Raw genomic sequence first — 26,634 nt, forward strand, 5'->3', positions numbered from 1 at the left:
GACGCGCGCCACCTGTTCGTGTGGACGTACCACCACCTGCTGCTGGACGGCTGGTGCTTCTCCATCGTCCTCCGCGAGGTGCTCGGCGCTTTCGAGGAGGGCGTCGCGTCGCTGCCGCCAGCCGCGCGCCCCTACCGCGACTACATCGCCTGGCTCCAGGAGCAGGACCCCGCCCGCGCGGAGTCCTTCTGGCGCGAAAGGCTGCGGGGCTTCAAGCAACCCACGCCCCTGCCGTTCACCGAGCGGCAGGACGTCAGCGGACCCGCGGGCGATACGCAGCCGGAGGTCACCCGGCTGCTGTCGCCAGGGTTGACCGCGCGGCTCACGGGCTTCGCGAAGGGCCACCGGCTGACGCTCAACACGCTCGTTCAAGGCGCGTGGGCGCTCGTGCTGGCGAGGGCGACAGGCACGGACGACGTCATCTTCGGCGTGACGGTCTCCGGACGCCCCGCCGACCTGGCTGGTTCTGAGTCCATCGTCGGGCTCTTCATCAACACCCTGCCCCTGCGAGCGCGGCTGGACGGCACGGCGCCCGTCGCCGCCTTCCTGGCGGGTCTTCAGGCCCAACAGGGCGCGGTCGAGCCGTATAGCTACTCCTCGCTGGCGGACATCCAGCACTGGTCGGACGCGCCGAAGGACCGGCCGCTCTTCGAGAGCATCCTGGTGTTCGAGAACTATCCGCTCGACGCCTCGACGCTCCTGCCTCGCAGCGGCCTCACCATCAGCTCCGTCAACACGCACGACCGCATCAGCTACCCGCTGGCGCTGGTCGCCATCCCGGGTGAGTCGCTGGAGCTGCGCGTCATGTACGCGGCGGACGCGTTCTCCCGGCCCATGGCCGAGCGCATCACGCGGTTGCTGGAAGCCGCGCTCGAAGCGCTGCCGGGCGCAAAGACGGTCGGCGATATCGACCTGATGGAAGAGGCCACCCAGCGCGTGCTGGCGGAGTGGGGGCAGAACCCCCGTGCGTTCGACGTCACCGCCCCTGTGACGACGCTGCTGGAGCGGGCCGCGCCCGACGCGACGGCCGTGGTGGGCCCCGACGGACAGTCCCTCAGCTACCGCGAGCTCGACCGTCGCGCCGAGCGCGTGGCGCGGCACCTGCGCCAACTGGGCGCCGGACGGGAGCGCATCGTCGGCGTGTGCATTGGCAGGTCCGTGGAGTTGGTGGTGGCCCTGCTGGGCGTGCTCAAGGCGGGAGCGGCCTACCTGCCCCTGGACCCCAACTACCCCGCCGAGCGGCTCGCCTACATCGTGGGCGATGCGGCCCCGGTCGCCATCCTCAACACGGGCGCGGACCCCGTTGAGGACACGCGCGTTCCCCGGCTCGACGTCTCCCGAGTCCTGATGGAGACAGTCACGCCCGACGCCCCCGCGAAGGAGCCGGCGCGCCTGGATGACCTGGCCTACGTCATCTACACCTCGGGTTCTACCGGCGCGCCCAAGGGCGTCCTGGTCACACATCGGAACCTGATGAACCTGGTCTCCTGGCACACGGAGGCCTTCGGGCTCACGGCGAAGGACCGGACGACTCAGGTCGCCAGCACCGCGTTTGACGCCGCCGTCTGGGAAATCTGGCCGACGCTCGCGGCGGGCGCCACGCTGCACCTCGTCCCGCCCGAGCTCTCCAGCGCGCCCGCCGACCTGGCGAACTGGCTGGTGGCTCAGCAGATCTCCATCAGCTTCCTCCCGACGGTGGTCGCCGAGGCCGTGCTGGCCTTGTCGTGGCCCTCGCCGTGCGCGCTGCGCTTCGTGCTCACGGGTGGCGACCGGCTCCACGCCACACCGCCCGCGGGGCTCCCCTTCCAGCTCGTCAACAATTACGGCCCGACCGAGACGACGGTGGTGGCGACGTCCGGAACCGTCGCTCCGGATGGCGGACAAGGGCTGCCCTCCATTGGGCGGCCGGTGGCCAATGCCCGCATCTACATCCTCGACCGCCAGCGGCGTCCCGTCCTTCCGGGCGTCGTCGGAGAGCTGTACATCGGCGGCGCGGGCGTCACCCGGGGCTACCTGAACCGGCCGGACCTGAACGCGGAGCGCTTCGTCGCCGACCCGTTCGCGGGCGTGCCTGAAGCGCGCATGTACGCGAGCGGCGACTTCGCCCGGTTCCTTCCGGGCGGAACCATCGCGTTCCACGGCCGCGCGGACCGTCAGGTCCAGATTCGCGGCGTGCGGGTGGAGCCTGGCGAAATCGAGGCCGCGCTGGCGGCCCACCCCGGGGTCACCGCCGCGGCCGTGGTGAGCGAGGCGCAGCGGCAGAACGGCGACGTTCGCCTGATTGCGTTCGCGGCCAGCGACCGTGTGCCCCAGCCCGACGCGGCCGAGCTCACGCACCATCTGGCGTCGAAGCTCCCCGCCGCCATGCTTCCCAGCCGAGTCATCGTCATCGACCGGCTTCCGCTCACGCCCAACGGGAAGGTCGACGCCGCGGCGCTCGAAGCGCGTGCGCTGGAGGCCCAGCCGCAAGTGGCCTCGGCCGCGCCCCGCACGCCCCATGAGGAGATTCTCGCCGGCATCTGGAGCGCGGTGCTCGGCCAGGAGCGAGTGGGCATCCACGATGACTTCTTCGACCTTGGGGGCCATTCGCTGAAGGCGACCCAGGTCATCGCGCGCACCCGCGAGGCCTTCGGCGTCGACATTCCCGTCCGAGCCATCTTCGAGCGCCGGACCATCGCGCAGCTCGCGGAGACGCTCTCGGGACAGGGCGCGGCGCTCGAGCCCATCTCGCGTGTGGAGCTGTCGGAAGACACGCCCGTCGCGCCGGGCCAGGAGAGCCTGTGGTTCATCGACGCGCTCGGAGGGGACCGCGCGGCGTACAACGTCCCGCTGGTGCTCCGGCTCCAGGGGACGCTCGACAGCAGCGCGCTCGCGAGGACGCTCCAGCTCCTGGTTGAACGCCACGAGGCGCTCCGGAGCACCTTCCATGACCGTGGAGGCATGCCCGTCCTGCGAGTCCAGGCGACCGCCGCCTCCGTGCTCGTGAGCGAGGACATCGCCCCCGACCTCCTCGACGCACGCATCGCCGAGGAGGTCGCCGCGCCCTTCTCGCTCACGGAGGGCCCGCTCTTCCGGGCGCGTCATTTCCAGCTCGCGCCCGACAGCCACGTCCTGGTCCTCAACCAGCACCACATCATCGCCGACGCCTGGTCCGTCGGGGTCCTGCTGCGCGAGCTCTGCGTCGTGTATGCCGCGCTCGTGAGCGGCACGGAGCCGGCCCTGCCCGCGTTGCCCGTTCGCTACGCGGACTGGGCCGCCTGGCAGCGGCGGCGGCTGGAGTCCGGACGGATGGACGAGAGCGTTGCCTTCTGGCGTGAAGCCTTGAAGGACGCCCCGCCTGTCCTCCCGCTCCCCACCGACCGGCCGCGCCCCGAACGGCAGCGGTTCCATGGGAAGACCCATGCCTTCGTGCTCGAAGCGCCGCTGGGCCAGCGGCTCGAGGCGATCTCCCGGAGCGCGGGGGCCTCGCTGTTCATGACCCTCCTTGGCGCCTTCGCCGCGTACCTCGGGCGCATCAGTGGCCAGGAGGACGTGGTGATTGGCTCGCCTGTCGCCAACCGCGACCGGCACGAGACGGAGGGAGTGGTCGGGTACTTCCTCAACACGCTCGCGCTCCGCGTCGACCTGTCGGGAGACCCGACGTTCTCCGAGCTGCTGCTGCGCGTCCGCAAGATGGCGCTCGATGCCTATGCGCATCAGGACGTGCCCTTCGAGAAGCTGGTGGCCGCGCTCGAGCTGCCGCGTGGACTGGCGCACAACCCGCTGTTCCAGGTGATGTTCGTCCTCCAAGGGCAGAGCGGTGGCGAGCTCCAGCTCCCCGGTGTGCGCGCCGAGCTTCAAGCGCCGCAGAGCGCGACGTCGAAGTTCGACCTCACCTTCTTCGTGGAGCCGCGCGAGGGCGCGCTCGCCTGCAGCATCGAGTACGACACGGACCTCTTCGACGGTGACCGGATCGACCGGATGGCCGCGCACCTCGGCCGGCTGCTTCAGGCCATCGCCGAGGAGCCCGAGCTCCACACCTCCGAGCTCCCGCTCCTATCCAACGAGGAGCGGCGCCTGTACGCCGACCTCAACCGCACCGAGCGCAGGTACACCGGTCGCACCCTCCCCGAGCTGTTCGAGCGGCAGGCCCAGAAGACGCCGGACGTGGTCGCGCTGGAGCACCGGGGCGAGACACGGACCTACCGGCAGCTCCAGGAGGCCGCGGAAGCCCTGGCCGACCGGTTGGGCGCACTGGGCGTGGGCCCGGGGGTCCGGGTCTCCATCTGTCTGGACCGCTCCGTGAATGCGCAGGTCGCCCTCCTCGCGGTCCTCAAGGCCGGCGGCGCCTATGTGCCGCTCGACCCGACGTACCCGCCTGAGCGCCTTCGCTACATGCTGGAGGACGCCAGGCCGCGCGTGCTCCTCACGGAGAAGAAGTACAGCGGGCTGCTCCCGTCCCAGGGCCTGACGCAGGTCCTGCTGGATGACACGGCGGCGCCTGCCGCGAAGACGCCGCGGCCCCGGGTGGAGCCGCAGCAACTGGCCTACGTCCTCTACACGTCGGGCTCGACGGGCAAGCCCAAGGGCGTGGCCATGCCGCACCGGGCCCTGGTCAACCTCATCGAGTGGCAGACCGAACAGGCCCGCCCTCTGCGCACGCTCCAGTTCGCGCCGCTCAACTTCGACGTGTCGTTCCAGGAGACCTTCTCCACCTGGTGCTCGGGTGGCACGTTGGTCCTCATCGACGAAGGCACGCGACGCGACCCGGACGCCCTGGCCGAGTTCCTCGAAGCGGCGCGCGTCCAGCGCCTCTTCCTGCCGGCCGTGGCGCTCCACCATCTGGCACAGGCCGCGCTGCGCACCGAGCACCGCGTGCCGGGACTCGCGGAGGTCATCACCGCGGGAGACCAGCTCCGCATCACCGACCCCATCCGCCGCTGGTTCCAGGAAGGTGGCAAGCGCCTTCACAACCACTACGGCCCCACCGAGTCGCATGTGGTGACGGCGCACGAGCTGGAGGGCGACCCGCGGCACTGGCCCGGGCTGCCGTCCATCGGGCGCCCCATCGCCAACGCCGCGGTCCACGTGCTCGACGCGAACCAGCGTCCCGTTCCGGTGGGTGTCCCCGGAGAGCTCTATCTGGCGGGCACGTGCCTCGCGGACGGATACCTGTCCCAGCCGGACCTCAGCGCAGAGCGGTTCGTCGACCTGCCGCTGTCTCCCCCTGTGCGGGCGTACCGGACGGGCGACCTCGGCCGGTTGACGGTGGAGGGGACGCTCGAGTTCCTCGGCCGCGCGGACGACCAGGTGAAGATTCGCGGCTTCCGCGTGGAGCCCGGCGAGATTGAGCGCGCCCTGTGTGCCCACCCCGACGTCCGCGACGCGGCGGTCATCGTCGACGGTGAGGCCTCGCGCGAGAAGCGGCTGGTGGCCTACGTCGTCCCGGAGTCGGTGCCACTGGCCGAGCTGCCCGACTTCCTCGCCAGGGACCTGCCCGAGTACATGGTCCCCGCGCTGTTCGTGCCGCTGCCCGAGCTGCCCCGCACGCCCAGTGGCAAGGTCGCGCGCCGTGCGCTCCCCGCGCCCGTCGCGCTGGCGCAGGCCGAGACCACCTCCGAGCCGCCCCGCACGCCCACCGAAGCGACCGTTGCGCGGGCCTTCGAGCAGGTCCTGGGCCGCGGTGCTGTCGGACGCGACCAGGACTTCTTCCAGTTGGGTGGCCACTCGCTGCTCGCGATGCAGGTCGTCGCGCGGATTCGCGGCGACGTGGACGCCGCGTTCCGCGTCACCGACCTCTTCGAGAATCCCACCATCGCCTCCTTGAGCCGGGTGCTCGATGCTCGCCGGGGAAGCCAGACGCTGACGCTGGCCCGGATTGAGCGAGCGCCCGAGGGCGCCGCCATTCCGCTGTCATTCTCCCAGGAGCGGCTCTGGTTCCTGGATCAGCTCTACCCCGGCACCGCGGCCTACAACCTGCCCATGGCGCTGCGGCTGACGGGCACGTTGGACGTCAGCGCCTTCCAGGAGAGCCTGTCCGACATCGTCCGGCGGCACCCGGTGCTCGGGATGCGCTTCGTCGAACGGGATGGCGGCGTGTGGCAGGAGCCGCGAGCGAACCAGGACGTTCCTTTCGAGCAGGTCACCCTGGGAGAGACGTCCCCCGAGGCGCTTCGCCTGCTCATCGAGGAGGAGGCCGCGCGGCCGTTCGACCTGACGAATGGCCCGCTGTTTCGCGCGAAGCTGTTCCGGCTCGACGAGGCGGCACACGTCGTCGTCGCGGTGATGCATCACACCGTCGGTGATGGCTGGTCCATCAGCGTGCTCGTGCGAGAGCTCTCCCAGCGCTATGCCGGGCGTGTCTCCGGCCAGCCGGTGACGCTGCCCGAGCTCCCCGTCGACTACCTGGACTTCGCATACCAGCAGCGGCGGCACCTCCAAGGCGAGGTGCTGGAGCAGCGGCTCGAGCACTGGCGGAAGAGGCTCCATGGCGCGCCGTCGGCGCTGGACCTGCCCATGGACCGGCCTCGGCCACCTCGGACGAGCATGCGCGGCGCCACCGAGCGCATCACCCTGGGCAAGGGGCTGAGCGATGCCATCGAGGCCCTGAGCCTGCGCACGGGAGGGACCAGCTTCATGGTCCTCATGGGAGGCTTCGCGGCCTACCTGGCGCGCATCACCGGGCAGGAGGACATCGTCATCGGCACGCCCGTGGCCAACCGGGACCACGCGGAGCTGGAGTCCCTGATTGGGTTCTTCGTTGGGACGCTGCCGCTGCGCATCGACCTGTCCGCCAACCCGACCTTCGAGGCGCTCATCGCGCGCGTCCGGGCCTCCGCGCTGGAGGCCTACGCGTACCAGGACGTACCCCTGGAGAAGATTGTCGAGGCCCTTGGGGTCGAGCGGAACCTGAGCCACGCCCCGCTGTTCCAGGTGATGTTGATGCTGCAGAACACCCCGGAGGGCCACCTGAGCCTTCCGGGGCTGGCGCTGGAGCCCATCGACCTGGAGATTCAGAGCGCGAAGTTCGACCTCACGCTGAGCTTCGAGCCCACGCAAGAGGGCCTGGCCGGCGTCATCGAGTACAGCACGGACCTCTTCGACGCGGACCGCATCGAGCGGATGGTCGCGCACCTCCAGGTGCTCTTCGCGGACGCGGTGGCGCATCCGGAGAAGCGGCTGTCGGAGCTCGCGCTGCTCCCCGAGCAGGAGCGCGGCGTCGTCGCCGCGTTCACCCAGGGACGCGTGGTGGCGCCCACGCGGCACGTCCCGGCCCACCGACTCGTGGAGGAGCACGCGGGGCGGACGCCGGAGGCCATCGCGCTCGAGCTGGGTCAGGAGACGCTCACGTATGGCGAGCTGAACCGCCGGGCCAACCGCGCCGCGCACCAGCTCATCGCGATGGGCGCCGGCCCGGAGAAGCTGGTGGCCCTGGCCGTGCCCCGGTCGTTCGAGATGATCATCGGCCTGCTCGCCATCTGGAAGGCGGGGGCGGCCTACGTCCCGCTCGACCTCGCGTACCCGAAGGAGCGGCTGGACGGCATCCTGGAGGACTCGGGCGCCGCGCTCCTGGTGAGCACCCATGCGGCGGAGCAGCGGTGGCGAGCGCCGCGGGCGCGGACGCTCTGGCTGGACGCGCCCGCGGACGCCGCGCCCACCGGCAACCCCGACAGTGGCGTTCGCATGGAGAACGCCGCCTACGTCATCTACACCTCGGGCTCCACGGGCAGGCCCAAGGGCGTGATTCTGGAGCACCGGGGCCTGGCGAACGTCATCGAGATGCAGCGGCACGAGCTGGGCGCCGACGCGAGCTGCGTCATGCTCCAGTTCTCCTCCATCTCCTTCGACGTCTCGGTCTGGGAGATCGTCATGGCCCTGACCAACGGGGGCCGGCTCGTGGTGGCCCCCGCGGACACGCTGCTCGCGGGCGACGAGCTGGCCAACGTGCTGCTGGCTCACGGCGTCACGCACATGGTGCTGCCTCCGACGTCGTATGCGGCGCTCCCCACCGACCGTGAGTACCCCGCGCTTCGCATGCTGACGTCCGCGGGAGAGGCCCTTCCACCCGAAGTCGTACACACGTGGGCGCGGCCCGGCGTCCAGTTCGTCAACGCCTATGGCCCCACCGAGGTGTCCATCATCAGCACGCTCGGCCACTGCCGGCAGGATGACCCGGGTGCTCCGCCCATCGGGCGCCCCGCCCTCAACCTGGAGGGGTACGTCCTCGACCGTCACGGCGCGCTGCTGCCCATTGGCGTCCCGGGCGAGCTGCACATTGGAGGCGTCGGTGTCGCCCGCGGTTACCTGAACCGCGAGGAGCTCACGCGCGAGAAGTTCATCCCGCACCCGTTCAAGCCCGAGGCGCGACTGTACCGGAGCGGAGACCTGGTCCGCTGGCGCAAGGATGGCAACCTCGAGTACCTCGGGCGCATCGACCACCAGGTCAAGCTCCGTGGCTATCGCATCGAGCTGGGTGAAATCGAAGCGGTGCTCGCCACCTTTCCCGGCGTGGCGAAGGCCGTGGCCACCGTACATGCCGCGGGCGCACAGGGGGGCGTGAAGGCCCTCGTCGCCTACGTCGTCTCGGCCCAGCCCGTGGAGGCGCACGCGCTGCGTGAGTACGCCCGGAGGAAGCTCCCGGAGTTCATGGTGCCCGCGGAGTTCATCCACCTGGAAGAGCTGCCGTTGTCGTCCAGCGGCAAGGTGGACAAGCGCCGTCTGCCGCCGCCCCGCTTCGAGGCGTCCGCGAGCGAGACGCGCTTCGTGCCCCCGCGTACGCCCACCGAGCAGACGCTCGCCGCGCTGTGGGAGTCACTCCTGGAGCGCCGTCCGATTGGCGCGGAGGACCACTTCTTCGACCTGGGTGGGCACTCGCTGCTGGCCGCGCAGGTCATGAGCCGCGTGCGGAGGACGTTCGGCGTCGACGTGCCCCTCTCCGCCATCTTCGAGCAGCCGACGCTGGCGGCGCTGGCGGCGCTGATTGCCTCCAAGGAGGCCGCGCCACGGCTCCCGCCGCTGGTCCGGCTGACGAGCCCTGGGGACCGGCCCCTTTCGTTCGCGCAGGAGCGGCTGCGCTTCCTCGCGGAGCTCGAAGGACAGAGCGCGGCCTACAACATCCCCATCGCGTTCACACTGCGGGGCTCGCTGGACGAGGCCGCGCTGCGACGGAGCCTCCAGCGCGTGCTGCAGCGCCACGAGGTCCTCAGGACGAGCTTCCCACTCGTCGACGGTCTCCCGGTGGCCCGGGTGGCCGACGCGGTGCTCACGCTGACGTCAGAGGACCTCCGCCACGCCGGCGCGGCGAGCCTCGACCAGCGGCTGGCCGAGGAGTCCGCACGGCCCTTCGCGCTGGACGTGGGCCCCGTGGTGCGCGTGCATCTGTTCAAGCGCGCGGACGACGAACACGTGCTCCTGGTGGCCATGCACCACATCGTGTCCGACGGCTGGTCCTTCGGCGTGATGATGCGTGAGTTCACGGCGCTCTACGCCGCGGAGGTCCGGGGCGAGCCCCTGGCGCTCCCGGCCCTCCCCATCCAGTACACGGACTACGCGGCGTGGCAGCGGAGCTGGCTCGACGGCGAGGCCCGGGAGCAGCAGCTCGGCCATTGGCGCAAGGCGCTCGCCGGTGCGCCCGCCGTGCTGGACCTGCCCACCGACAGACCCCGGCCCGCGGTCCGGAGCCACCGGGGCGCCACCGAGCCGCTGGCGTTGGCTCCCGACGCGGCCCAGGCGCTCACCTCGCTCTGCCGCGAGCAGGGGGTGACGGCCTACATGGCGTTGCTCGCCGCCTTCGGCGCCTACCTGGGCCGGGTGAGCGGGCAGGACGACGTGGTCATCGGCTCGCCGTTCGCGGGTCGCCGCGTCGCGGAGACGGAGCCGCTCATCGGGTTCTTCGTGAACTCGCTGCCCCTGCGCATCGACCTGGGCGGCGAGCCCACGTTCCTCGAGCTCCTCCAGCGCGTCCGCCGCCAGGTGCTCGATGCCCATGAGCACCAGGACGTCCCCTTCGAGAAGCTGGTCGAGGTGCTCAAACCGGAGCGCGTGCTCGGAACCAGTCCGCTCTTCCAGGTGATGCTCGCGTACCAGCAGACGCACACCGCGCAGATGGCGCTGCCGGGCCTGGAGGTCACGCCGGTGGCCATCCCGAGCGGCGCCGCCAAGTTCGACCTCACCCTGACGCTGTCCGAGACGTCCCAGGGGTTCGAAGGCGTGCTGGAATACGATTGCGACCTCTTCGACGCGTGGCGCATCCAGGCGATGGTGCGCCAGCTCACGGGCTTCATCGCGCGGCTGACCGCCGCGCCACGGTCGAAGGTCGTGGACGTCGACCTGCTGGGCGCCGAGGAGCGTGCCCGTCTCACGCCTCGCGCACCGGAGGCGACACCGCCCCTGCCCGCCGTGCACGAGGTCATCGCGGCCCAGGCGGCGAAGACGCCTGCGGCCATCGCCGTCGAGGCCGAGGACGGCGCCCTCACCTACGCGGCCCTGGAGGCTCGCGCGAAGGCCGTGGCCCAGGCGCTGGTCCAGCGCGGCGTCACGCCGGGGGCGCTGGTGGCCCTCGCCGTGGAACGCTCCGTGGGGATGGTGGCGGGGCTGCTCGGCATCCTCAAGGCGGGCGCGGCCTACGTCCCGCTCGACCCGGCCTACCCCCGCGAGCGGCTGACGTTCATGCTCGAGGACAGCGGCGCGCGGGTGGTCCTCACGCAAGCGCACCTCACCTCGCGGTTCCCGGGGGCCGACGTGGTGGTGCTCGGGGACGACACCCAGGAGTCGTTCGAGCCACGGCGCGGCGCGCTCGCGTACTGCCTGTTCACCTCCGGGTCGACGGGGCAGCCCAAGGGCGTGCTGATTGAGCATTCCGCCCTGGCCCACCACATGGCGTGGATGAGCGACGCCATGCCGCTGGGCGCAGGCGACAGGGTGCTCCAGCGCACGTCGCTCAGCTTCGACGCCTCGGTCTGGGAGCTGTTCGCCCCGCTGATGGTGGGTGCCCGGCTGGTGCTGGCGCCGCACGGCCTTGGCGCGGACACGGAGCACCTGGCCCGCGTGCTGCGCGAGCGCGACGTCTCCGTGCTCCAACTCGTGCCCTCGCTGCTGACGGCGCTGGTGGAGGAGCCCGGCTTCGCGAACCTCCCGGCGCTCCGGCGCGTCTGCGTCGGCGGAGAGCCCCTGCCCTCCGCGACTGTCGCCACGCTCTTCAGTCGCTCGAAGGCGGAGGTGTGGAACCTCTACGGGCCGACGGAGGCGACCATCGACGCGCTGGCGCACCGGTGCCAGCCTGGAAAGGTGGGCGCGCACGGCCCGACCGAGCCCATTGGCCTGCCCATTCGCCGGATGGAAGCGCTCATCCTGGATGGAAGGCTTCGCCCCGTCCCGGAGGGAGTCCCCGGAGAGCTCTACCTCGCCGGGCCCGGACTGGCGCGCGGCTACCTCAACCGCCCCGAGCTGACGCAGTCGCGCTTCATCGAACACGCCTTCCCCGGAGGCCCGACGCTGCGCATGTACAGGACGGGTGACGTGGTCCGCCGGCTGGCGGATGGCGCGCTCCTGTTCGTGGGCCGCGCCGACCGGCAGGTGAAGCTGCGTGGGCATCGCATCGAGCTGGGCGAGGTCGAAGCCGCCGTTGCCCGGCACCCCGCGGTGCGTGAAGCCGTCGCGCTGGTGCGCGGCACGGGTGGGGACTCCCGGCTGGTGGCCTTCGTGGTGCCCCATGCGTCCGCGCGGCGCCCCGAGCCCACCGAGCTCCGGAGCTTCGCCGAGCAGCAGCTCACCGCGAGCATGGTGCCCGGGCAGTTCGTCCTCCTGGATGCGCTGCCGCTCGCGCCCAACGGGAAGGTGGACACGCGCGCGCTGAGCGCGCTGGAGCTCGCCGACGCGCGCGTCACCGCCCTGGAGGGCCTGCCGCGTGACGCCCTGGAGCTGGAGCTGGTCCGGCTCTTCGAGGAGGTGCTCGGCGTGCGCGCCGTGGGCATCCACGACAGCTTCTTCGACCTGGGCGGCCACTCGCTGCTGGCGCTCAAGATGAAGCTCGCGGTGGAGAAGCGCCTGGGCCGCCCGCTCCCGCTGGTGTCCCTGTTCAGGCACCCGACGCCCGCGCAGCTCACGGCAGTGCTCCGGACCGAGGACGCGGCCGTCTCTCCCCTGGTGCCACTCACCCCGGAGGCCCACGCCTTCATGGCCGGCGCCACGGACTCGAACCGGACGCCGGTGCTCTACCTGGTGCCCGGTGGAGGCTCGACGCCGTTCTACCTGCTGTCCCTGGCCAGGCACCTGGAAGGCGTCGCCGTGTTCGGCCTCCAGCCCCAGGGCCTGGACGGCGAGGCGCCGCCGCATGAGACGGTGGAGGCCATCGCCGCGTGGTACGCGGACGCCATCCTGGCCATGCAGCCCCAAGGCCCCTACTGCGTCGGTGGCCACTCCATGGGCGGACACATCGCCTACGAGCTGGCCCAGGAGCTGAAGGCCCGCGGACGCGAGGTGGGCGTGGTCGCCATGCTGGATACCCTGGCGCCCTTCCCCGAAGTCACCCGGCCCCAGGGCGAGGGCTGGGACACGGCGCAGTGGATGCTCCACCTCGCCGGCATCATGGAGGCGTTCTTCAACGTGAAGATAGACCTCGTCCTGTCCGAGGTGCGGGCCATGAGCGAAGCCGAGCGGCTCCAGTTCTTCGTGGCACGGCTCCAGGCCGCGGCGGTCCTCCCCGAAGGCGCGCAGCCCGTCCACGTGCAGGGCATCCTCAACGTGGCGCGGGCCCATGACGCCCTGAACTACCAGCCCCGCCGTGGACAACCGGTGCCCCTGGCGGTGTTCCGCGCGGAGGACCGCAGTGGCCCCAGCACGGGGGCGCTCGACGCGCTCGTGCAAGACGGTACGCTCGGCTGGAGCCGGTTGACGCAGCAGGCCTGCTCGGCCTGGCCCGTCCCTGGCACACACCTGTCGCTGCTCCGCGACCCGCACGCGGCGGTGCTCGCCCAGCACCTGCTCGCGCTCATTCCCCGTCCGGCACCCGCCCCATGAACGTCCACAACCTCCTGAAGCTCCTGCACCTCATCGCCGTGGTGGTGTTCCTGGGCGACATCGTCGTGACGGCCGTGTGGCGGCTGCTCGCGGACAGGACACGCGAGCCCCGGGTGATTGCCTATGCCCTGCGGCTGGTGCAGTTCACCGACAAGTACCTGCTGGTGCCCAGCGTCTTCGCGCTCGCCGCCACCGGCATGCTGCGCGCGCACCTCCAGGGCATCCCCCTGTGGACGAACCCGGCGCTCGCCGCGGGACAGGTCTGCTTCATGCTGTGCGGCATCGTCTGGAGCCAGACGCTGCGCCCCATCCAGGCGCGGCAGCTGGCCATGGCCGAGGCGCTCGGGGACGCCGGTGCCTCGTTCGACGACTACCTGCTGCTCACGAAGAAGTGGTTCCGCTGGGGCATCCTGGCCATGGCGCTCGCCTTCGGCTCCATGGCGCTGATGGTCCTCCACTGAAACGAGAAAGGGAGCCCGCCCCCAAAGGTGCGAGCTCCCTTCCTGGACTTCACGGCGGGCCTTGGCCGCCGCCTGGCCTCAGTCGCTCAGAACCACTTGGGCGACGGGCGGCGCGGAGGAAGCGGCGAGGCCTCGGGGCCCTTCGCCGGCGCCTGCGCCACCGCGGTACGGCCGCCACCCGAACCCCTGGAGCCGCCCTGTCCACCCCGGCTGGCGTTGCCACCGGAGCCACCCGAGCCCTGGGCCGAGCGGCCACCCTCGGGACGGCCCTGCGCACGGCCTCCGCCGCCACCCCGGCGGCGCCGTGAAGCGCCCGCGGAGTGCCCGCCTCCACCACCATTACCGGCGGGACGCGGCGCGCCCTGGGAACGCCCCCCGTTGCCCGAAGGCCGGGCCTCCGGCGCGGCGCCGGACGCATGGCTCACCGGACGCGGCGCGGGCTGGCCCGAACGGTACGGGTGATTCTCCACCACGGGCACGTTGCGGCGGATGGTGCGCTCGATGTCGCGCAGGTACGCGCGCTCCTCGGCGTCACAGAAGGACACGGCCGTGCCACTGGCCCCCGCGCGGCCGGTGCGGCCAATGCGGTGCACGTACTGCTCCGGCACGTTGGGCAGGTCGTAGTTGACGACGTAGCTCAGCCCGTCAATGTCGATGCCGCGCGCGGCGATGTCCGTGGCCACGAGCACGCGGAGCGTCCCGGAGCGGAACTCGTCGAGCGCGCGCTCCCGGGCATTCTGGCTCTTGTTGCCATGGATGGCCGCCGAGCTGACGCCCGCGCCCTCCAACTGCTTCGCCACCCGGTTCGCGCCGTGCTTGGTGCGGGTGAAGACGAGCGCGCGGGAGATATTGCCCTCCGTCAGCAGGTGCGTCAGCAGGCCGCGCTTCTGCTCGCGCTCCACGAAGTACACCTGCTGGCTCACCGTCTCCGCGGTGCTGGAGGCGGGCGACACCTCCACGCGGATGGGGTCCGTGAGGATGCTGCGCGCCAGGTCCACGATGTCCACGGGCAGCGTGGCGCTGAAGAACAGCGTCTGCCGCTTGGGCGGCAGCGCCTTGATGACGCGCCGGACGTCGTGGATGAAGCCCATGTCGAGCATGCGGTCCGCCTCGTCGAGCACGAACACCTCGAGCGAGCGCAGCGACACGAAGCCCTGCTCCATCAAGTCCAGCAGGCGGCCCGGCGTGGCCACCAGGACATCCACGCCACTGCGCAGCGTCTGCACCTGCGAATTCTGGCCCACGCCACCGAAGATGACGGCGTGACGCAAGGGCAGCCCCTTGCCATAGGTCCCGAAGCTCTCGCCCACCTGGCCCGCCAGCTCGCGCGTGGGCGTCAGGACCAGGCAGCGCACCGGGCGCGCCCCGCCCGCGGGCGCCTTGGCGGACAGCCGCTGGAGGATGGGCAGCGCGAAGGCCGCCGTCTTGCCCGTGCCCGTCTGAGCCACGCCGAGCACATCGCGCCCGGCCAGCGCATGGGGGATGGCCTTCTGCTGGATGGGCGTGGGGGTGGTGTAGCCCTCCGCCTTGACGGCGCGCAGGAGGGTGTCGTGAAGCTGAAGTTCGTCGAAAGTCATGGGTTCCTGATGTTGAGGTAAGCCCACTCCCTCCCAGGGGAGGAAGCCCGCGCAGCGCGCCCAGTCGGACACATGTCCGGGGCGCCTGGCGGTGCGCGGTCGGGCCCAGCCGGCCGAACCGCTTTGGGAGCGGATGGAAACAGGGGGTCTCCCCTACCCATTCCGGAGAATCGCGGGGGACCCTGCACTTTCCCGCCCCGGAAGTCCCGTGAAATCAACAGCTTGCTTGCCGGTTTTGCGTCCACAGAGCCTTCCAAGTCGAAAGACCCGGAATGCCCTGCCGGCCCCGGGAGCCATTCCTGGCTCCCGGGGCCGCCCTTCACCTCAGGCCCGGGCCTCCGCCGCCGAAGGGGCCTGGTGGGCCTCCGGCACCGGTTCGTACGCGCCCAGACGCATGCTGGCCTGGGCCCGGCCCTGGGTGCGGCCCCGCAGCCCGGTGACGTAGCCGAAGAGGCTGGCCATGGGCACCCGCGCGGTGACGAGCCGCGCCCCGCCGCGCGCCTCCATGCCCAGCACCCGCCCCCGCCGCGCCGCCAGGTCTCCCAACACCTCGCCGAGGTACTCCTCGGGCGTGGTGACCTCCACCTCCATCACCGGCTCCAGCTGCTGCACGCCCGCCCTGTGCACCGCCGCCTGGAGCGCCAGGGAGCCGGCCACTGCGAAGGCCTGGGGCGTGGAGTCACGCACGTGCGTGTCGCCATCCACCAGCCGCACCTCCACGTCCACCAGCGGCACGCCGTCCCGCACGCCTCGGGCCATGGCCCCGGCCACGCCCTTCTCGATGGCGGGCACCAGCTCCTTGGGAATGGTGCCCCCGCGCGTGTCGTCCGTGAAGACGAGCCCCGCGCCACGCGGTGCCGGCCCCACGTCCAGCACCACATACGCGTACTGTCCGGGCCCGCCCGACTGGCGGACGTGGCGGTACTCCTGACGCACCGGGCGCCGGAGCGTGTCGCGCCAGGCCACCTTGGGCTGGCCCACGCGGGCCTCCACGCCATGCTCTGTCCTCAAGCGGTCCACCACCACCTCCAGGTGCAGCTCACCCATGCCGGACAGCAGCACCTGGCCGCTCTCCGGGTCCACGCCCACTCGCAGCGACGGGTCCTCCGCCGCCAACCGGTGAAGGCCGTCCTCCAACTTCGTCAGCTCCGCGGGCGAGCGCGCCTCCACGGCGAGTTGCACCACGGGCTCCATGACGCCCAGCGACTCCAGCACCACGGGCGCCGCCAGGTCGCACAACGTGTCGCCCGTGCGCACGCCCTTCAGGCCGAGCGCCGCGCAGAGGTCTCCCGCATGGACCTCCGCCACTTCTTCGCGGCGGTTGGCGTGCATGAACATCAAGCGCCCCACCCGCTCACGCCGCCCGGTGGCGGGGTTGAGCAGGACGGTGCCCGCGCGCAACGTGCCCGAATAGACGCGGAGGAACACGATGCCGCCCACGGCCTTGTCGCTCATGAGCTTGAAGGCCAGGGCGCAGGGCGGCCCCGAATCGGACACGGGCCGGGACACACGCTCCTCCGTGCCCGGGACAAAGCCCTCCACTGCGGGCAGGTCCGACGGCGCGGGCAGGTAGTTGACGATGGCGTCCAGCAACATCTGCACTCCCTTCTTCTTGAAGGCCGACCCGCACAGCACCGGCACCAGCGCCCGCGCGAGGGTGCCCGCGCGCAGCGCGCGCTCCAGGTCATCGGCGGTGATGTCCTCCAACCGCCCGTCCACGAACTTCTCCAGCACGGCGGCGTCCGCGTCCGCGCACGCCTCGATGAGCCGCAGCCGCTGCGCCTCCACCTGCGCGCGCACCGCCTCCGGCACGCCCTGCTCGCCGACGAAGCCCCCGTCTTCCCCGTCGAACGTCACGGCCCGCATGTGGACCAGGTCCACCAGCCCGCGGAACTCCGAGCCCTCGCCCACGGGCCACTGCACGGCCACCGGACGCGCGCCCAGCCGCGCCTGGATGGACGCGACGCTCATGGCGAAGTCCGCGCCCACCTTGTCCATCTTGTTGATGAAGGCGATGCGCGGGACGTTGTACCGGTCCGCCTGCCGCCACACCGCCTCGGACTGGGGCTCCACGCCCTGGCTCGCGTCGAAGACGGCGACCGCGCCGTCCAGCACGCGCAGCGAGCGCTCCACCTCGATGGTGAAGTCCACGTGCCCCGGGGTGTCCAGGATGTTGATGCGGTGGGGCACACCCGCGCCCATCCCCTGCCGGGGCTGCCAGAACGCGGTGGTGGCCGCGGAGGTGATGGTGATGCCGCGCTGCTTCTCCTGCGGCAGCCAGTCCAGCTCCGTGGAGCCGTCGTGCACCTCTCCCACGGCGTGGATGCGCCCGGTGAAGTAGAGGACGCGCTCGGTGAGCGTCGTCTTCCCCGCGTCGATGTGCGCCATGATGCCGATGTTGCGATACCGCTCGATGCGTGTGTGGCGAGACATGAAGGACTCCCGTTCCCGTCGGGCAGCGAGGCCCGCGGGTTGAGTTGAGGCGCTGGTTGAAAGGAAGGGACGACGCCGCGGAGGCCTCAGCGGCACACACGCGCGGCTCGCCGGAGGGGCACGTCAGGCCCGCTCAGGGACACGTGAGGACACACGAGGACGCGGCATGAGAGAGAGGGCGGAGCCGGGACTCACGGCACACGGGAACCAGCCAACCCGCGCGCCGGAGGACACCGGTCCGCCAACTCAAATGTCGAGCAGAACCTCGTGACGGGGGGCGAGGCACACGTCCGCCGCCGGCGCGAACGTGCGCGCACTCAGCAGGGCGTTGAAGAAGACGGGCCTCATGGTGCGTTTGAAGTAATGCACAGACGCCGTGTTGTCAATCCGGGCGCGAGTGTGAACACGCGAGCCCGGAATGACAGACATGCGCGCCGTCAGGTGCTGAGCGCCCGCACGCGCGCCGCGAGGTTGTGCGTGAAGAGGCGGAAGATGCGCAGCGCCGCCGCGTCATGCGTGTCCAGGTAGTGCTGGAAACCCGCGCGGGTGATGCGCAGCGCGCGGACCGCCGTGCGCGCGCGGACCTGCGCGGACACCGGGGCATCCTGCACCAGGGAGATTTCCCCCAGGTACGCGCCAGGCCCCAGCGTGTTGAGCTGGCGCGCCTCCGGCTCCGGCCCGCTGAACACGTCCACCGCGCCCTCCAGGAGCACGAAGAGGCCGCTGCCCGGCGAGCCCTTCTCCAGCAGCACCGCGCCGGCCGGGATGAGCACCTGCCGCGCCACGCGGTACAGGTCCTTCATGTCGTCGAGCGACAGCTCCCCGAAGATGGGGATGGCCTTCAGGTAGTGGTAGCCATTGGACTCCGGCGCCGCCGAGTTCGAGGGCAGGCGCGCGATGACGGCCTTCGCCTCCGCGTCCATGCCCAGGCGGTGCAGCAGCCGGGCCTTCTCCGCGGCCAGCGCCGGGTCTCCCCGGGCGGTCTCCGAGCCGCGCATCGTGTCAGCCAGGAGCGCCAGCGCGCGCCGCGTGAAGCCTTCGCCATCCAGCAGCTTGCACATGCGCAGCACGGACTCCAGGTGACGCGGGTCACCCGAGGGCACGCTCGCGAGCGCCTCCACCTCCGCGTGCGGCTGGCCCAGGTCGCGGTAGATTTGCGCCGCCTCATACGGGCGGCCCAGGCGCACCAGGCAGTGCGCCATGGCCTCGCGCGCGCCCAGGCCGCGGTAGGCCTCCAATGCGCGCTCCATGGCCCCGCCCCGCTCGAAGGCGGCGGCGGCGCGCTCCACCTCACCGGCGCGCAGGTACGCCTCCGCCGCGTCCACGTAGCGCCCGCCCTGGACGTACAGCTCCGCCACCAGGGCCGCCGCGCCGCAGCCATCCAGCAGGCGCGCGGCGCCCGAGAAGTCGCGGGCCTGGCGCAGGACCTCCGCCAGCCGCTGGCGCTCCGCCACCGCGGCCTGCGCGGCCTCCTTCTGGAGCCGCTCGCGCTGGGAGCTCCCCAGCTCCTCGTAGAGCTGCGCCGCCACCTCGGACGACGGCTGCATGAGCAGCACGTGGAACGCGCCCTCCCCCGGGACCGCTGCTCGGGGGCCTTCCAAATTCATCTCCGCCTCGGACCGCGACATCACGCGCCTCCCCCATTCCGGGTCACCACGCACCTCCGGGCCGGTCCACGCCGGCCCGGACTTCCCGGAAGACTCGGAAATTCTATAGCACGTCGGCGAGCGGAGTTCCTCGCCTCCGTCAGCGGACGGAGACGAGTTCGGTGTCGAAGATGAGGACCGTGTACGGCGGAATCCGGCCGCCCGAGCCGGTGGCGCCGTAGCCCAGGGACGACGGGATGATGAGGCGGCGGCGGCCCCCCACGCGCATGCCGACGATGCCTTCATCCCAACCGGCGATGACCTGCCCCACGCCCAGGGTGAAGCCAAGGGCGGGCCCATTTCCGGTGGCGTCGAAGCTCCGGCCGTCCGGCAGGTAGCCCGTGTAGCGCACCTGCACGCGCTTGCCCGACTCGGCCAGCGCGCCATCCTCCACGAGGAACGTGTCGTGGATGTAGAGCCCGCTCTCCAGGCGGGTCATCGCGGCCAGGTCCACGTTGAGAGACTCCGCGTACGTCACCTTGGTCGGGTCTCCCGAGTCGGGGTTGACGCTCTCGTCGTCGCCACAGCCGAGCAGCGAGACAGCCAGGAGCATGGGAGCCAGCAGGGAGCGGAGCATGACGACCTCGAAGGAGTGCGCGGACCGGGAATCGGCCTCGCGGGACGGCGCAGCCTGCCCCGGCCCGGCGGCGTGGGAAAGGGGCCTGGGGTGCGCCCGCGCCACCTTCGTGCCTGCCCCCCCGGAATCCTGGAGCGCGGCGGGGAGGTGTCCGTTATGCAGGGTTCCCGATGCCACGCTGGGTCAGCCTGCTCCTCTTCTTCGTTCCCGTGCTCGCCGTGCTCTCGGTGGGCCATGTCTATCTCTACCGCCGGCTCGTCCGTGACGTGACGAAGCGCAAGTGGCTGCGGCGCACCGCCCAGGGGCTGTTCGCCGTGGGCTTCGTGGGCGCCCTGGGCGCGCGGGCCATTGGCTCCGTGCTGCCCTCCGAGGGTGCTCGGCGCCTGGGCATCGTCTTCCTCCTGTGGATTGGCCTGGTCCTCTACCTGCTCATGTTCACCCTGGCGGTGGACACGGTGCGGGCCCTGGCCGCGTGGCGTGAGCGCCGCAAGGCCCGCGCGCAGACGGCAGTCCCCTCCGCGCCCGCCTCGCCGGAGCGCCGGGCCTTGCTGGGGCAAGGGCTCGCGGTGAGCGCGGGACTCGCGGGCGTGGCGGTGAGCTCCTACGGCGGCTGGCGCGCGTACCATCCACCCGATGTGCGCGACCTCCCCGTGCGGCTGCCCCACCTGCCGCGCGAGCTGGAGGGCCTGACGCTGGTGCAGCTCACCGACATCCACATCGGCGGGGTGATTCAGCGCCGCTTCATGGATGAGCTGGTGGCCCGCACCAACGCCCTCAAGCCGGACGTCATCGCCATCACCGGGGACCTGGTGGACGGCTCCGTGGAGTCGCTCGGCGTCTTCGCCGCCAGCCTGGGGAAGCTGAGCGCGCGGTACGGCACATACTTCGTCACCGGCAACCACGACTACTACTCGGGCGCCGATTCGTGGGTCGCCTTCCTGGAGGGGCTGGGCATCCACGTGCTGCGCAACCGCTCCGTGTCCATTGGCGACGGCGCGGCGTCCTTCCAACTGGCGGGCGTGGACGACTGGAGCGCGCACCGCATGGGCGAGCGCGGCTATGACCTGGACGCGGCGCTGCGCGACGTGCGCCCCGACCGGGCCTCCGTGCTGCTGGCGCACCAGCCATCCAACTTCGACGAGGTGGCCCGGCGCGGCGTGGGGCTCCAGATTTCAGGGCACACGCACGGCGGACAGATGTTCCCGGCCAACCTGATGGGCGACCTCATCTGGGGAGACCGCAACGCGGGCCTGAGCCGCACGGGGGACTCGCTCATCTACGTCAGCCGGGGCTGCGGCTTCGTGGGCCCGCCCATGCGCGTGGGCGCGCCCCCGGAGATTGCCCGCCTGGTGCTGCTGCCCGCGTAGCCCCACCGGGCGCCGTCAGCCCAGCGACATGTCCAGCACCAGCGCGAGCACGAAGCCCCACATGAGGCCGGTGGTGGCCTCGCGCTCGAAGCCGCCACGGTGGCTCTCCGGAATCATCTCGTGGCTGATGACGTAGAGCATCGCGCCGCCCGCGAAGGCCAGTCCCCACGGCAGCAGCGCGGAGCTGAGGGACAAGGCCAGGAGGCCGAACAGCGCCCCCACCGGCTCCACCAGGCCGGTGAGCAGCGCCAGGAACGCGGCGCGCGACGCGGACGCGCCCGTGGCTCGCAGCGCCAGCGCCACCACCAGGCCTTCGGGAATGTTCTGCGCGCCGATGCCCAGCGCCACCGACAGGCCCAGCTCCGGCTGCGGCGCGGCGAAGGACACGCCCACCGCCAGGCCCTCCGGGAAGTTGTGCAGCGTCATGGCCAGCACGAACAGCAGCACGCTGTTCCACTTCGCGCCGCCATGGCCCTCATGGCCCTTGAGGGAATGTTCGTGCGGCATCAGGTCGTGCCACACACGCAGGAACAGTCCACCCAGCAACACCCCCGCCGCCACGCGCAGCGCCGCCGAGTGCCCGTCATGGCCCTGCCCTCTCACCAGCTCCATCGCGGGGATGACCAGTGAGAAGGACGTGGCCGCCAGCATCACGCCCGCGCTGAAGCCCAACATCCGGTCCTGGGCCTTCCGGCTGAGCTCCGAGGTGACGAGCACGGGCAGTGCGCCCAGTCCCGTCGCCGTGCCCGCCAGCAGGCTTGCCACCAACCCCGCCCCCATGCCTTCGATGCTCCAATGGTCCACGCGTCCGAGGTGCCTCCGCGCCCAACACTAACGGCCTCGCCCTCCGGGGCAGGACGGGATGTTGACGACGCACACAACCCCGCGACTTTTCAACGATTTCCCCGCTGGACCTTGAGAATCGCGACCGCCAGAAACACTTTCGCGAGTGGCCCGTAGAGGAGCCGGGTGATGCGGAGCCAAACGGACGAAGAGCTCATGGAACGGTTTCGCGACGGAGCACAGGACGCCTTCGAGGACCTCTTCGAGCGGCACGCGCCGCGGGTCCAAGGCTTCCTGGCCCGGATGGTGCGCAATGGCGCGCTCGCGGAGGACCTGCTCCAGGCCACCTTCTTGTCCGTCATCCGCTCGCGAGGCCGCTACGAGCCCGGCACCCGCTTCACCCCGTGGCTGATGACCATCGCCGCGAACGCCGCGCGCGACGCGCTGAGGCACCAACGGCACGTGGACGCCTACGCCTCCCGGAAGGACACCGCGACGCCCGCGTCCCCGGCGCCGGATGACAGCGACCCGGCGCTGCGCAGGCACCTGCTGGACGCATTGCAACGACTCCATCCGGACCACCGTGAAGCCGTGGTGCTCAGCAAGGTGGAGGGCTGGTCCTTCGAGGAGATTGGCGCGCTGCGGGGCATCAGCCCTGGCGCCGCGCGGCTGCGGGCGCACCGGGGCTACGAGAAGCTGCGAGAGCTGCTGGGCGAGCTGGCGTTGGAGGTGGCGCGATGAAGCCACCGATGGACCTGGACCCGCTGCTCGCCCAGGCGCCCGCGAAGGACAACGCCGCGCTGGAGCGCGTGCTCGCCGCGGCCCGGGGCGAGCTTGCGCTTCGTCGTCCGGTGCGGCGCTGGCGCACGCAGGCCGTCTGGCTGATGGCGGCGTCCGCGGGGCTGGGCCTGCTGGCGGCCGTGGTGATGCTCGCGGTGGGCGCGGTCACCGGCCCGCTGCTCCTGGCGCGCGCGCCGCTGCTGGCCATGTTGGTGGGAACCAGCGCGGTGTGCGCCTGGGGCGCGCTGTCCCCCAAGGGCCGCTGGATGCGCCGGCTGGGCGTGGGGCTGGCGGTGGTCAGCGCGGCGGCCTTGGTGCTCGCCCGGCCCACGCCGCCTGCCCCCTCATCACTCCCGGGCTGGGTCTGCACCGTCAGTCACCTGGCCATCGACATGGTGCCGCTGGTGGTCGCGCTGTTCGCGCTGCGTGGCGCCTTCTTCCAGCCGCTGCGCGCCGTGGTGGCGGGCTTGTCCGTGGGTGCGACGGGCGCGCTGCTCGGCGAGCTCGCCTGCGAGAAGGACGCGCGGCACGTCCTCACCCACCACCTGCTCGCATGGGTCGTCATCACCGCCGTGCTGGTGGTCATCTCGAAGTCGCTCAAGCCCCGCTCCTACGCGCCATGACCCAGGACCCCTCACTCATCATCTGTCAGGACGTGGACGGCGCCCCGGTGCGCATTGGCGCGACGGTGAAGGTCGTGCCGCACTCCGGGGACGGCACCATCAGCCAGCGCTTCCTGGGCAAGACGGGCATCGTCGTGGGGCTGGTGTTCGACGACCCGGCCACGCAGTACCCCGATGACCCGCTCATCCAGGTGCGCGTCAAGGGGATGGGCGAGGACCTCTTCTTCCCGGAGGAGCTGGAGCTGGCCCCGCAGTGGGCTCGCAACCGGATTGCCCAGCACCGCCAGGCCGTGCGGGCCGGCGGCCGGAGCTCGCTGGAGCGCATGTCCTGACGGGGAGGAGTCCGCGTCAGCGCGTCCCCGACCGCGCGCGCGCGAACGCCACCGCCTGGGTCAGCGCCTTGGAGCTGGGAAAGAGGCTCCGCGCCCGCTCCTCCACCTCCAGCGCCGCGTCCAGCTGTCCCTGCGCGCCCAGCGCGCGAATCCACCCCGCCCACGCCTCCTCCAGCAAGGCCATCGCCGCGCTGGCCGCGGAGGAGAAGGCCCGCTCCGCCTCGTCGGGCGCCTGTCGCACCGAGGCCAGGAAGTGTCCCAGCGCCAGCAGGGGCTCCGGGGCTCCCGCGGAGACGTCCGACGCGGAGCGGAGCACCTGCTCGGCCTCGGTCGCCGCGGCCTCCGGGTCCGCCGCCTCGTGCCTTCCGGCCAGCAACGCGCGGCTCAACGACAGGAGGTTGGGGACGAACGCGGGGCAGCCGTGCGCCAGCGCGCGGTACGCGTCGAGCCGGTGCCCTCCCTCCAGCGGCTCCGCGTTCGCCAGCTTCCACTTCCTGCGCAGCTCCTGGGGGGACACGTGCTCGGACATGTCCGCACCCTACGCCTCCGCCGCGCCGGAGTGGGAGCCGGCAACGCGCGTCAGTAGGACGCGGTGATGCCCCAGTGCAGACTGGAGTACGTCTCCGCCGCCACGCCGCCCTCATCCCAGCCCCGCTTCGTGCCGGCCCCGGAGAACGTGTCCTGGAAGCGGGACAGGCGGAAGCGGACCGAGTAGCCGAAGGGCCCCCAGAGGTCGCCCCCGACGCCCAGCTCCGCCTCCCAGCCGAAGCTGGACACCGACGTGCCGTAGTCGCTGACCTCCGCGTCCAGCGCCGCGCCGCCGCCCAGACCCTTGCCCGGCTTCGGGCTCAGGAAGAACTGTCCCGCGCCCTCCAGCCGGACCCAGCGCAGCAGCGGCACCGACACCTCCAGCCCCACGGCGGGGAACAGGCGGTGCGTCCCGGCGAGCGGGCTGTTGGCGGACTCGTCCACGTCGAAGGCGCGGGTGAGCAGGCCCGCGCGCAGCCCCGCGTAGCCTGGCGGCGCGTTCGACTCCCCCGCGCCGAAGGAGTAGCGGTACAGCGCCTGCGCGGTGAGCACCGAGTCCGTGGCCACCACCTCGCGCGTGGTCGACTGGCCGGCGTCACCCACCAGCGTCACGTTCGTGGAGGAATACCCGCGCCGGTAGCCCAGCGACAGGCCCAGGCCCCGCAGCAGCGACTCGCTGTGCGCCAGCGGCAGCAGCTCCAGCTCGGCGGCGATGCCCAGGTACGGCACCGACGACGCATAGCTCACCGTGTCCCCCAGGCGCTCGTTCGCCGGGAGCCGGTCATATTCGCCACAGGACTTCACGCCGGGCCGCGCGCAGGAGTTGCGCCACGTCGTCGTGCCCCCCAGCGTCAGCCTCGCCAGGGGCGGGCGCGCCGGCGCGTCCCCCACCGTGCCGCCCGAGCCCGTGTCCAGCGACACCTCCAGGAAAGGCTCGGTGGTGCTGTGCGACTCCGGGTCCACCTCCATGCCCCACGTCCTTTCGTCCCGCGACGAGACAGCCACCGTGGCCTCGTCCGGAAACGACTGCGCCTCCAGCCGCGGCCGTGGAGCGACTTGCGCCCGCGGGCGCACGGCCGGGCTGTCGGGCCGCTTCGTGACGGCCTTGGGGGACTCGGGCGCCAACGGCACGGGGGCCCGCGGGGCGGACTCCCACTGGGTGCCCAGCCGCCGCCGCGCGTCACCCTCCACCGTCAGCACCACGACGCGTGGCTTCGCCGCGGCGGCCTGCGGCGAGGCCAGCGCCACCACCAGGGCACACCACAGCCCCCAGCGAACCATCGAGTGTCGGGCGGTCGTCATTCTCCTGGGAGGTTCACCCACCCTCTCGGGGAAGTCCAGGCTCGGCGGTGCTCCCGCCGCTCAGGCGTTGAACGTCGCCGCGGGCCCCATCGCCTGCGCCGCGGGTGGCCTGCGGGAGGACATGGGAGGCGTCGACGTGCTCCCCTCATCAGCGGACAGGTCCTCGGCGCGTCCAATGCCCAGGAAGTCGCGGCGGTAGATGCGGACCATGGCCATGAAGATGGAGGCGATGAGCGGCCCCACCAGCAGGCCCATCATCCCGAACACCGCCAGCCCGCCGAACATGGACAGGAAGACGAGCAGCGGGTGCAGCGCCATGCGCGAGCCACACAGCCGGGGCCGGATGACGTTGTCGATGCTGCCTACCAGGAAGGCGCCCCAGGCCAGGAGGAACACGCCCTCGCCCACCTGGTTGGCGGCGATGAGCACCACGCCAATGGGGCCCCACACCAGGGCCGTGCCGCCCACGGGCACCAGCGCCACCAGCACCATGGCCGCGCCCCACACACCGGCATGTGGCACCCCTGCGATGAGCAGCCCGACGAAGCCCACGGCGCCCTGGATGAGCGCGGTGAGGGTGTTGCCATAGATGATGGCGTAGGCGACGTCGGTGAACTCGCGCGCGAAGGCCTCGAAGTAGCGCCGGTCCAGCGGGATGAGCCGCATGACCTCGGCCACCAGCCGGCGCCCGTCGAGGAAGAAGTAGTACATGGCCACGGACATCAGGAACAGGTTGATGACCAGGTCCGTGCCCGCCGCCGCCACGTCGCGCAGCAGCGACGCGCCGCCCGTCACCGCGGCCAGGAGCGCCCGCTCCGTCTCCGCGCTGTCCGCGTCCAGCCGGAGGTAGCGCTCCAGGCCCAGCGGCAGGCTGGCGAGGAACGGGTGACGCAGGTGCTGCTGCTCCAGCAGGGCCTGCGCCTGGCCCACCAGTTGGAACACCTCGCGCGCCACCATCCACCCCACCAGCGCCAGCGGCGCCAGGATGAGGACGAACACGGTGACGGTGGACACCCCGGCGCTGAGAGACTTGCGTCCCCCCAGCTTGTGGCACAGGGAGTCCTGCACCGGCATGAACAGCACCACCAGGAAGCCGCCCAGCAACACCGGCATCAGGAACGGCAGCAGAATCCTGGAGAAGAGAATCAGCGCCAGGGCGAAGAGCCCGGCGAATACAAAGTTGGACCACCGCCTCGAGTCAGCCACCGCCCCACCCCACCCCACCCTAC

14 protein-coding genes (1 of these 14 cut by a window edge) are annotated in these 26,634 nt (G+C 71.6%); 6 read left to right on the forward strand and 8 right to left on the reverse strand.

The features are described from left to right. Together HV824_RS06815 and HV824_RS06820 are read left to right on the forward strand one after the other, a co-directional pair. Positions 1-12,996, forward strand: the 3' portion of a protein-coding gene (locus tag HV824_RS06815; RefSeq protein ID WP_176422917.1) for a non-ribosomal peptide synthetase. The gene continues 435 nt to the left of window position 1, outside the view; only the last 12,996 of its 13,431 coding nucleotides appear in the window; its start codon lies off the left edge, out of view; its stop codon occupies positions 12,994-12,996. Next, positions 12,993-13,457 carry a DUF2269 domain-containing protein gene (locus tag HV824_RS06820; protein WP_176422918.1) on the forward strand — a complete coding sequence of 155 codons (465 nt, stop codon included), beginning with the start codon at positions 12,993-12,995 and terminating at the stop codon, positions 13,455-13,457. Before HV824_RS06815 ends, HV824_RS06820 begins: the two co-directional genes overlap by 4 nt. Before the next feature lie 86 nt (positions 13,458-13,543). On the opposite strand, the gene HV824_RS06825 is transcribed toward HV824_RS06820, so the two are convergent. From HV824_RS06825 to HV824_RS06840, 4 genes are all read right to left on the reverse strand, one after another. Continuing rightward, positions 13,544-15,034: a DEAD/DEAH box helicase gene (locus HV824_RS06825; RefSeq protein WP_176422919.1), complete on the reverse strand. Its 1,491-nt coding sequence runs from the start codon at positions 15,032-15,034 to the stop codon at positions 13,544-13,546. A gap of 324 nt (positions 15,035-15,358) precedes the next feature. Next, on the reverse strand, positions 15,359-17,467 hold the full coding sequence (gene fusA, locus HV824_RS06830) for an elongation factor G (RefSeq protein ID WP_176416174.1): 2,109 nt from the start codon (positions 17,465-17,467) through the stop codon (positions 15,359-15,361). 437 nt (positions 17,468-17,904) lie between these two features. After that, positions 17,905-19,095: a cyclic nucleotide-binding domain-containing protein gene (locus HV824_RS06835; RefSeq protein WP_176416173.1), complete on the reverse strand. Its 1,191-nt coding sequence runs from the start codon at positions 19,093-19,095 to the stop codon at positions 17,905-17,907. Positions 19,096-19,213: 118 nt separating this feature from the next. Continuing rightward, positions 19,214-19,690, reverse strand: coding sequence for an FKBP-type peptidyl-prolyl cis-trans isomerase (locus tag HV824_RS06840; RefSeq protein WP_176416172.1), 477 nt, complete (start codon positions 19,688-19,690; stop codon positions 19,214-19,216). Positions 19,691-19,860: 170 nt separating this feature from the next. Between HV824_RS06840 and HV824_RS06845 the strand changes: the two genes are divergently transcribed. Then, positions 19,861-21,057: a metallophosphoesterase gene (locus HV824_RS06845; protein ID WP_176416171.1), complete on the forward strand. Its 1,197-nt coding sequence runs from the start codon at positions 19,861-19,863 to the stop codon at positions 21,055-21,057. 15 nt (positions 21,058-21,072) lie between these two features. Here HV824_RS06845 and HV824_RS06850 read toward each other — a convergent pair whose 3' ends face one another. Beyond that, positions 21,073-21,837, reverse strand: a complete 765-nt coding sequence (locus HV824_RS06850) for a ZIP family metal transporter (protein ID WP_176416247.1) — start codon at positions 21,835-21,837, stop codon at positions 21,073-21,075. Positions 21,838-22,029: 192 nt separating this feature from the next. On the opposite strand from HV824_RS06850, the gene HV824_RS06855 reads away from it, so the two are divergent. From HV824_RS06855 to HV824_RS06865, 3 genes are read left to right on the forward strand one after another with little or no spacing between them, the layout of a single operon-like run. Next, positions 22,030-22,581 (forward strand): RNA polymerase sigma factor, encoded by a 552-nt coding sequence (locus HV824_RS06855; protein WP_176416170.1) that lies wholly within the window; start codon positions 22,030-22,032, stop codon positions 22,579-22,581. Beyond that, positions 22,578-23,243 carry a DUF1109 domain-containing protein gene (locus HV824_RS06860; RefSeq protein WP_176416169.1) on the forward strand — a complete coding sequence of 222 codons (666 nt, stop codon included), beginning with the start codon at positions 22,578-22,580 and terminating at the stop codon, positions 23,241-23,243. Before HV824_RS06855 ends, HV824_RS06860 begins: the two co-directional genes overlap by 4 nt. Further along, the gene (locus HV824_RS06865; RefSeq protein ID WP_176416168.1) at positions 23,240-23,575 is read left to right on the forward strand and encodes a Carotenogenesis protein CarS; all 336 of its coding nucleotides are present in this window, start codon (positions 23,240-23,242) and stop codon (positions 23,573-23,575) included. The genes HV824_RS06860 and HV824_RS06865 overlap by 4 nt, the downstream gene beginning before the upstream one ends. A 16-nt stretch (positions 23,576-23,591) precedes the next feature. On the opposite strand, the gene HV824_RS06870 is transcribed toward HV824_RS06865, so the two are convergent. From HV824_RS06870 to HV824_RS06880, 3 genes are read right to left on the reverse strand one after another with little or no spacing between them, the layout of a single operon-like run. Beyond that, positions 23,592-24,104: a hypothetical protein gene (locus HV824_RS06870; RefSeq protein WP_176422921.1), complete on the reverse strand. Its 513-nt coding sequence runs from the start codon at positions 24,102-24,104 to the stop codon at positions 23,592-23,594. Between the two features lie 50 nt (positions 24,105-24,154). Continuing rightward, entirely contained in the window at positions 24,155-25,405 is a 1,251-nt protein-coding gene (locus tag HV824_RS06875) for a hypothetical protein (RefSeq protein WP_255207816.1), read from the reverse strand. A gap of 60 nt (positions 25,406-25,465) precedes the next feature. Continuing rightward, complete coding sequence (locus HV824_RS06880) at positions 25,466-26,629, reverse strand: AI-2E family transporter (protein ID WP_368738028.1); 1,164 nt, start codon at positions 26,627-26,629, stop codon at positions 25,466-25,468. Between the last annotated feature and the right edge of the window lie 5 nt (positions 26,630-26,634).

The sequence above is a fragment of the Myxococcus sp. AM009 genome (assembly GCF_013372605.1).
GTDB lineage: Bacteria > Myxococcota > Myxococcia > Myxococcales > Myxococcaceae > Myxococcus > Myxococcus vastator.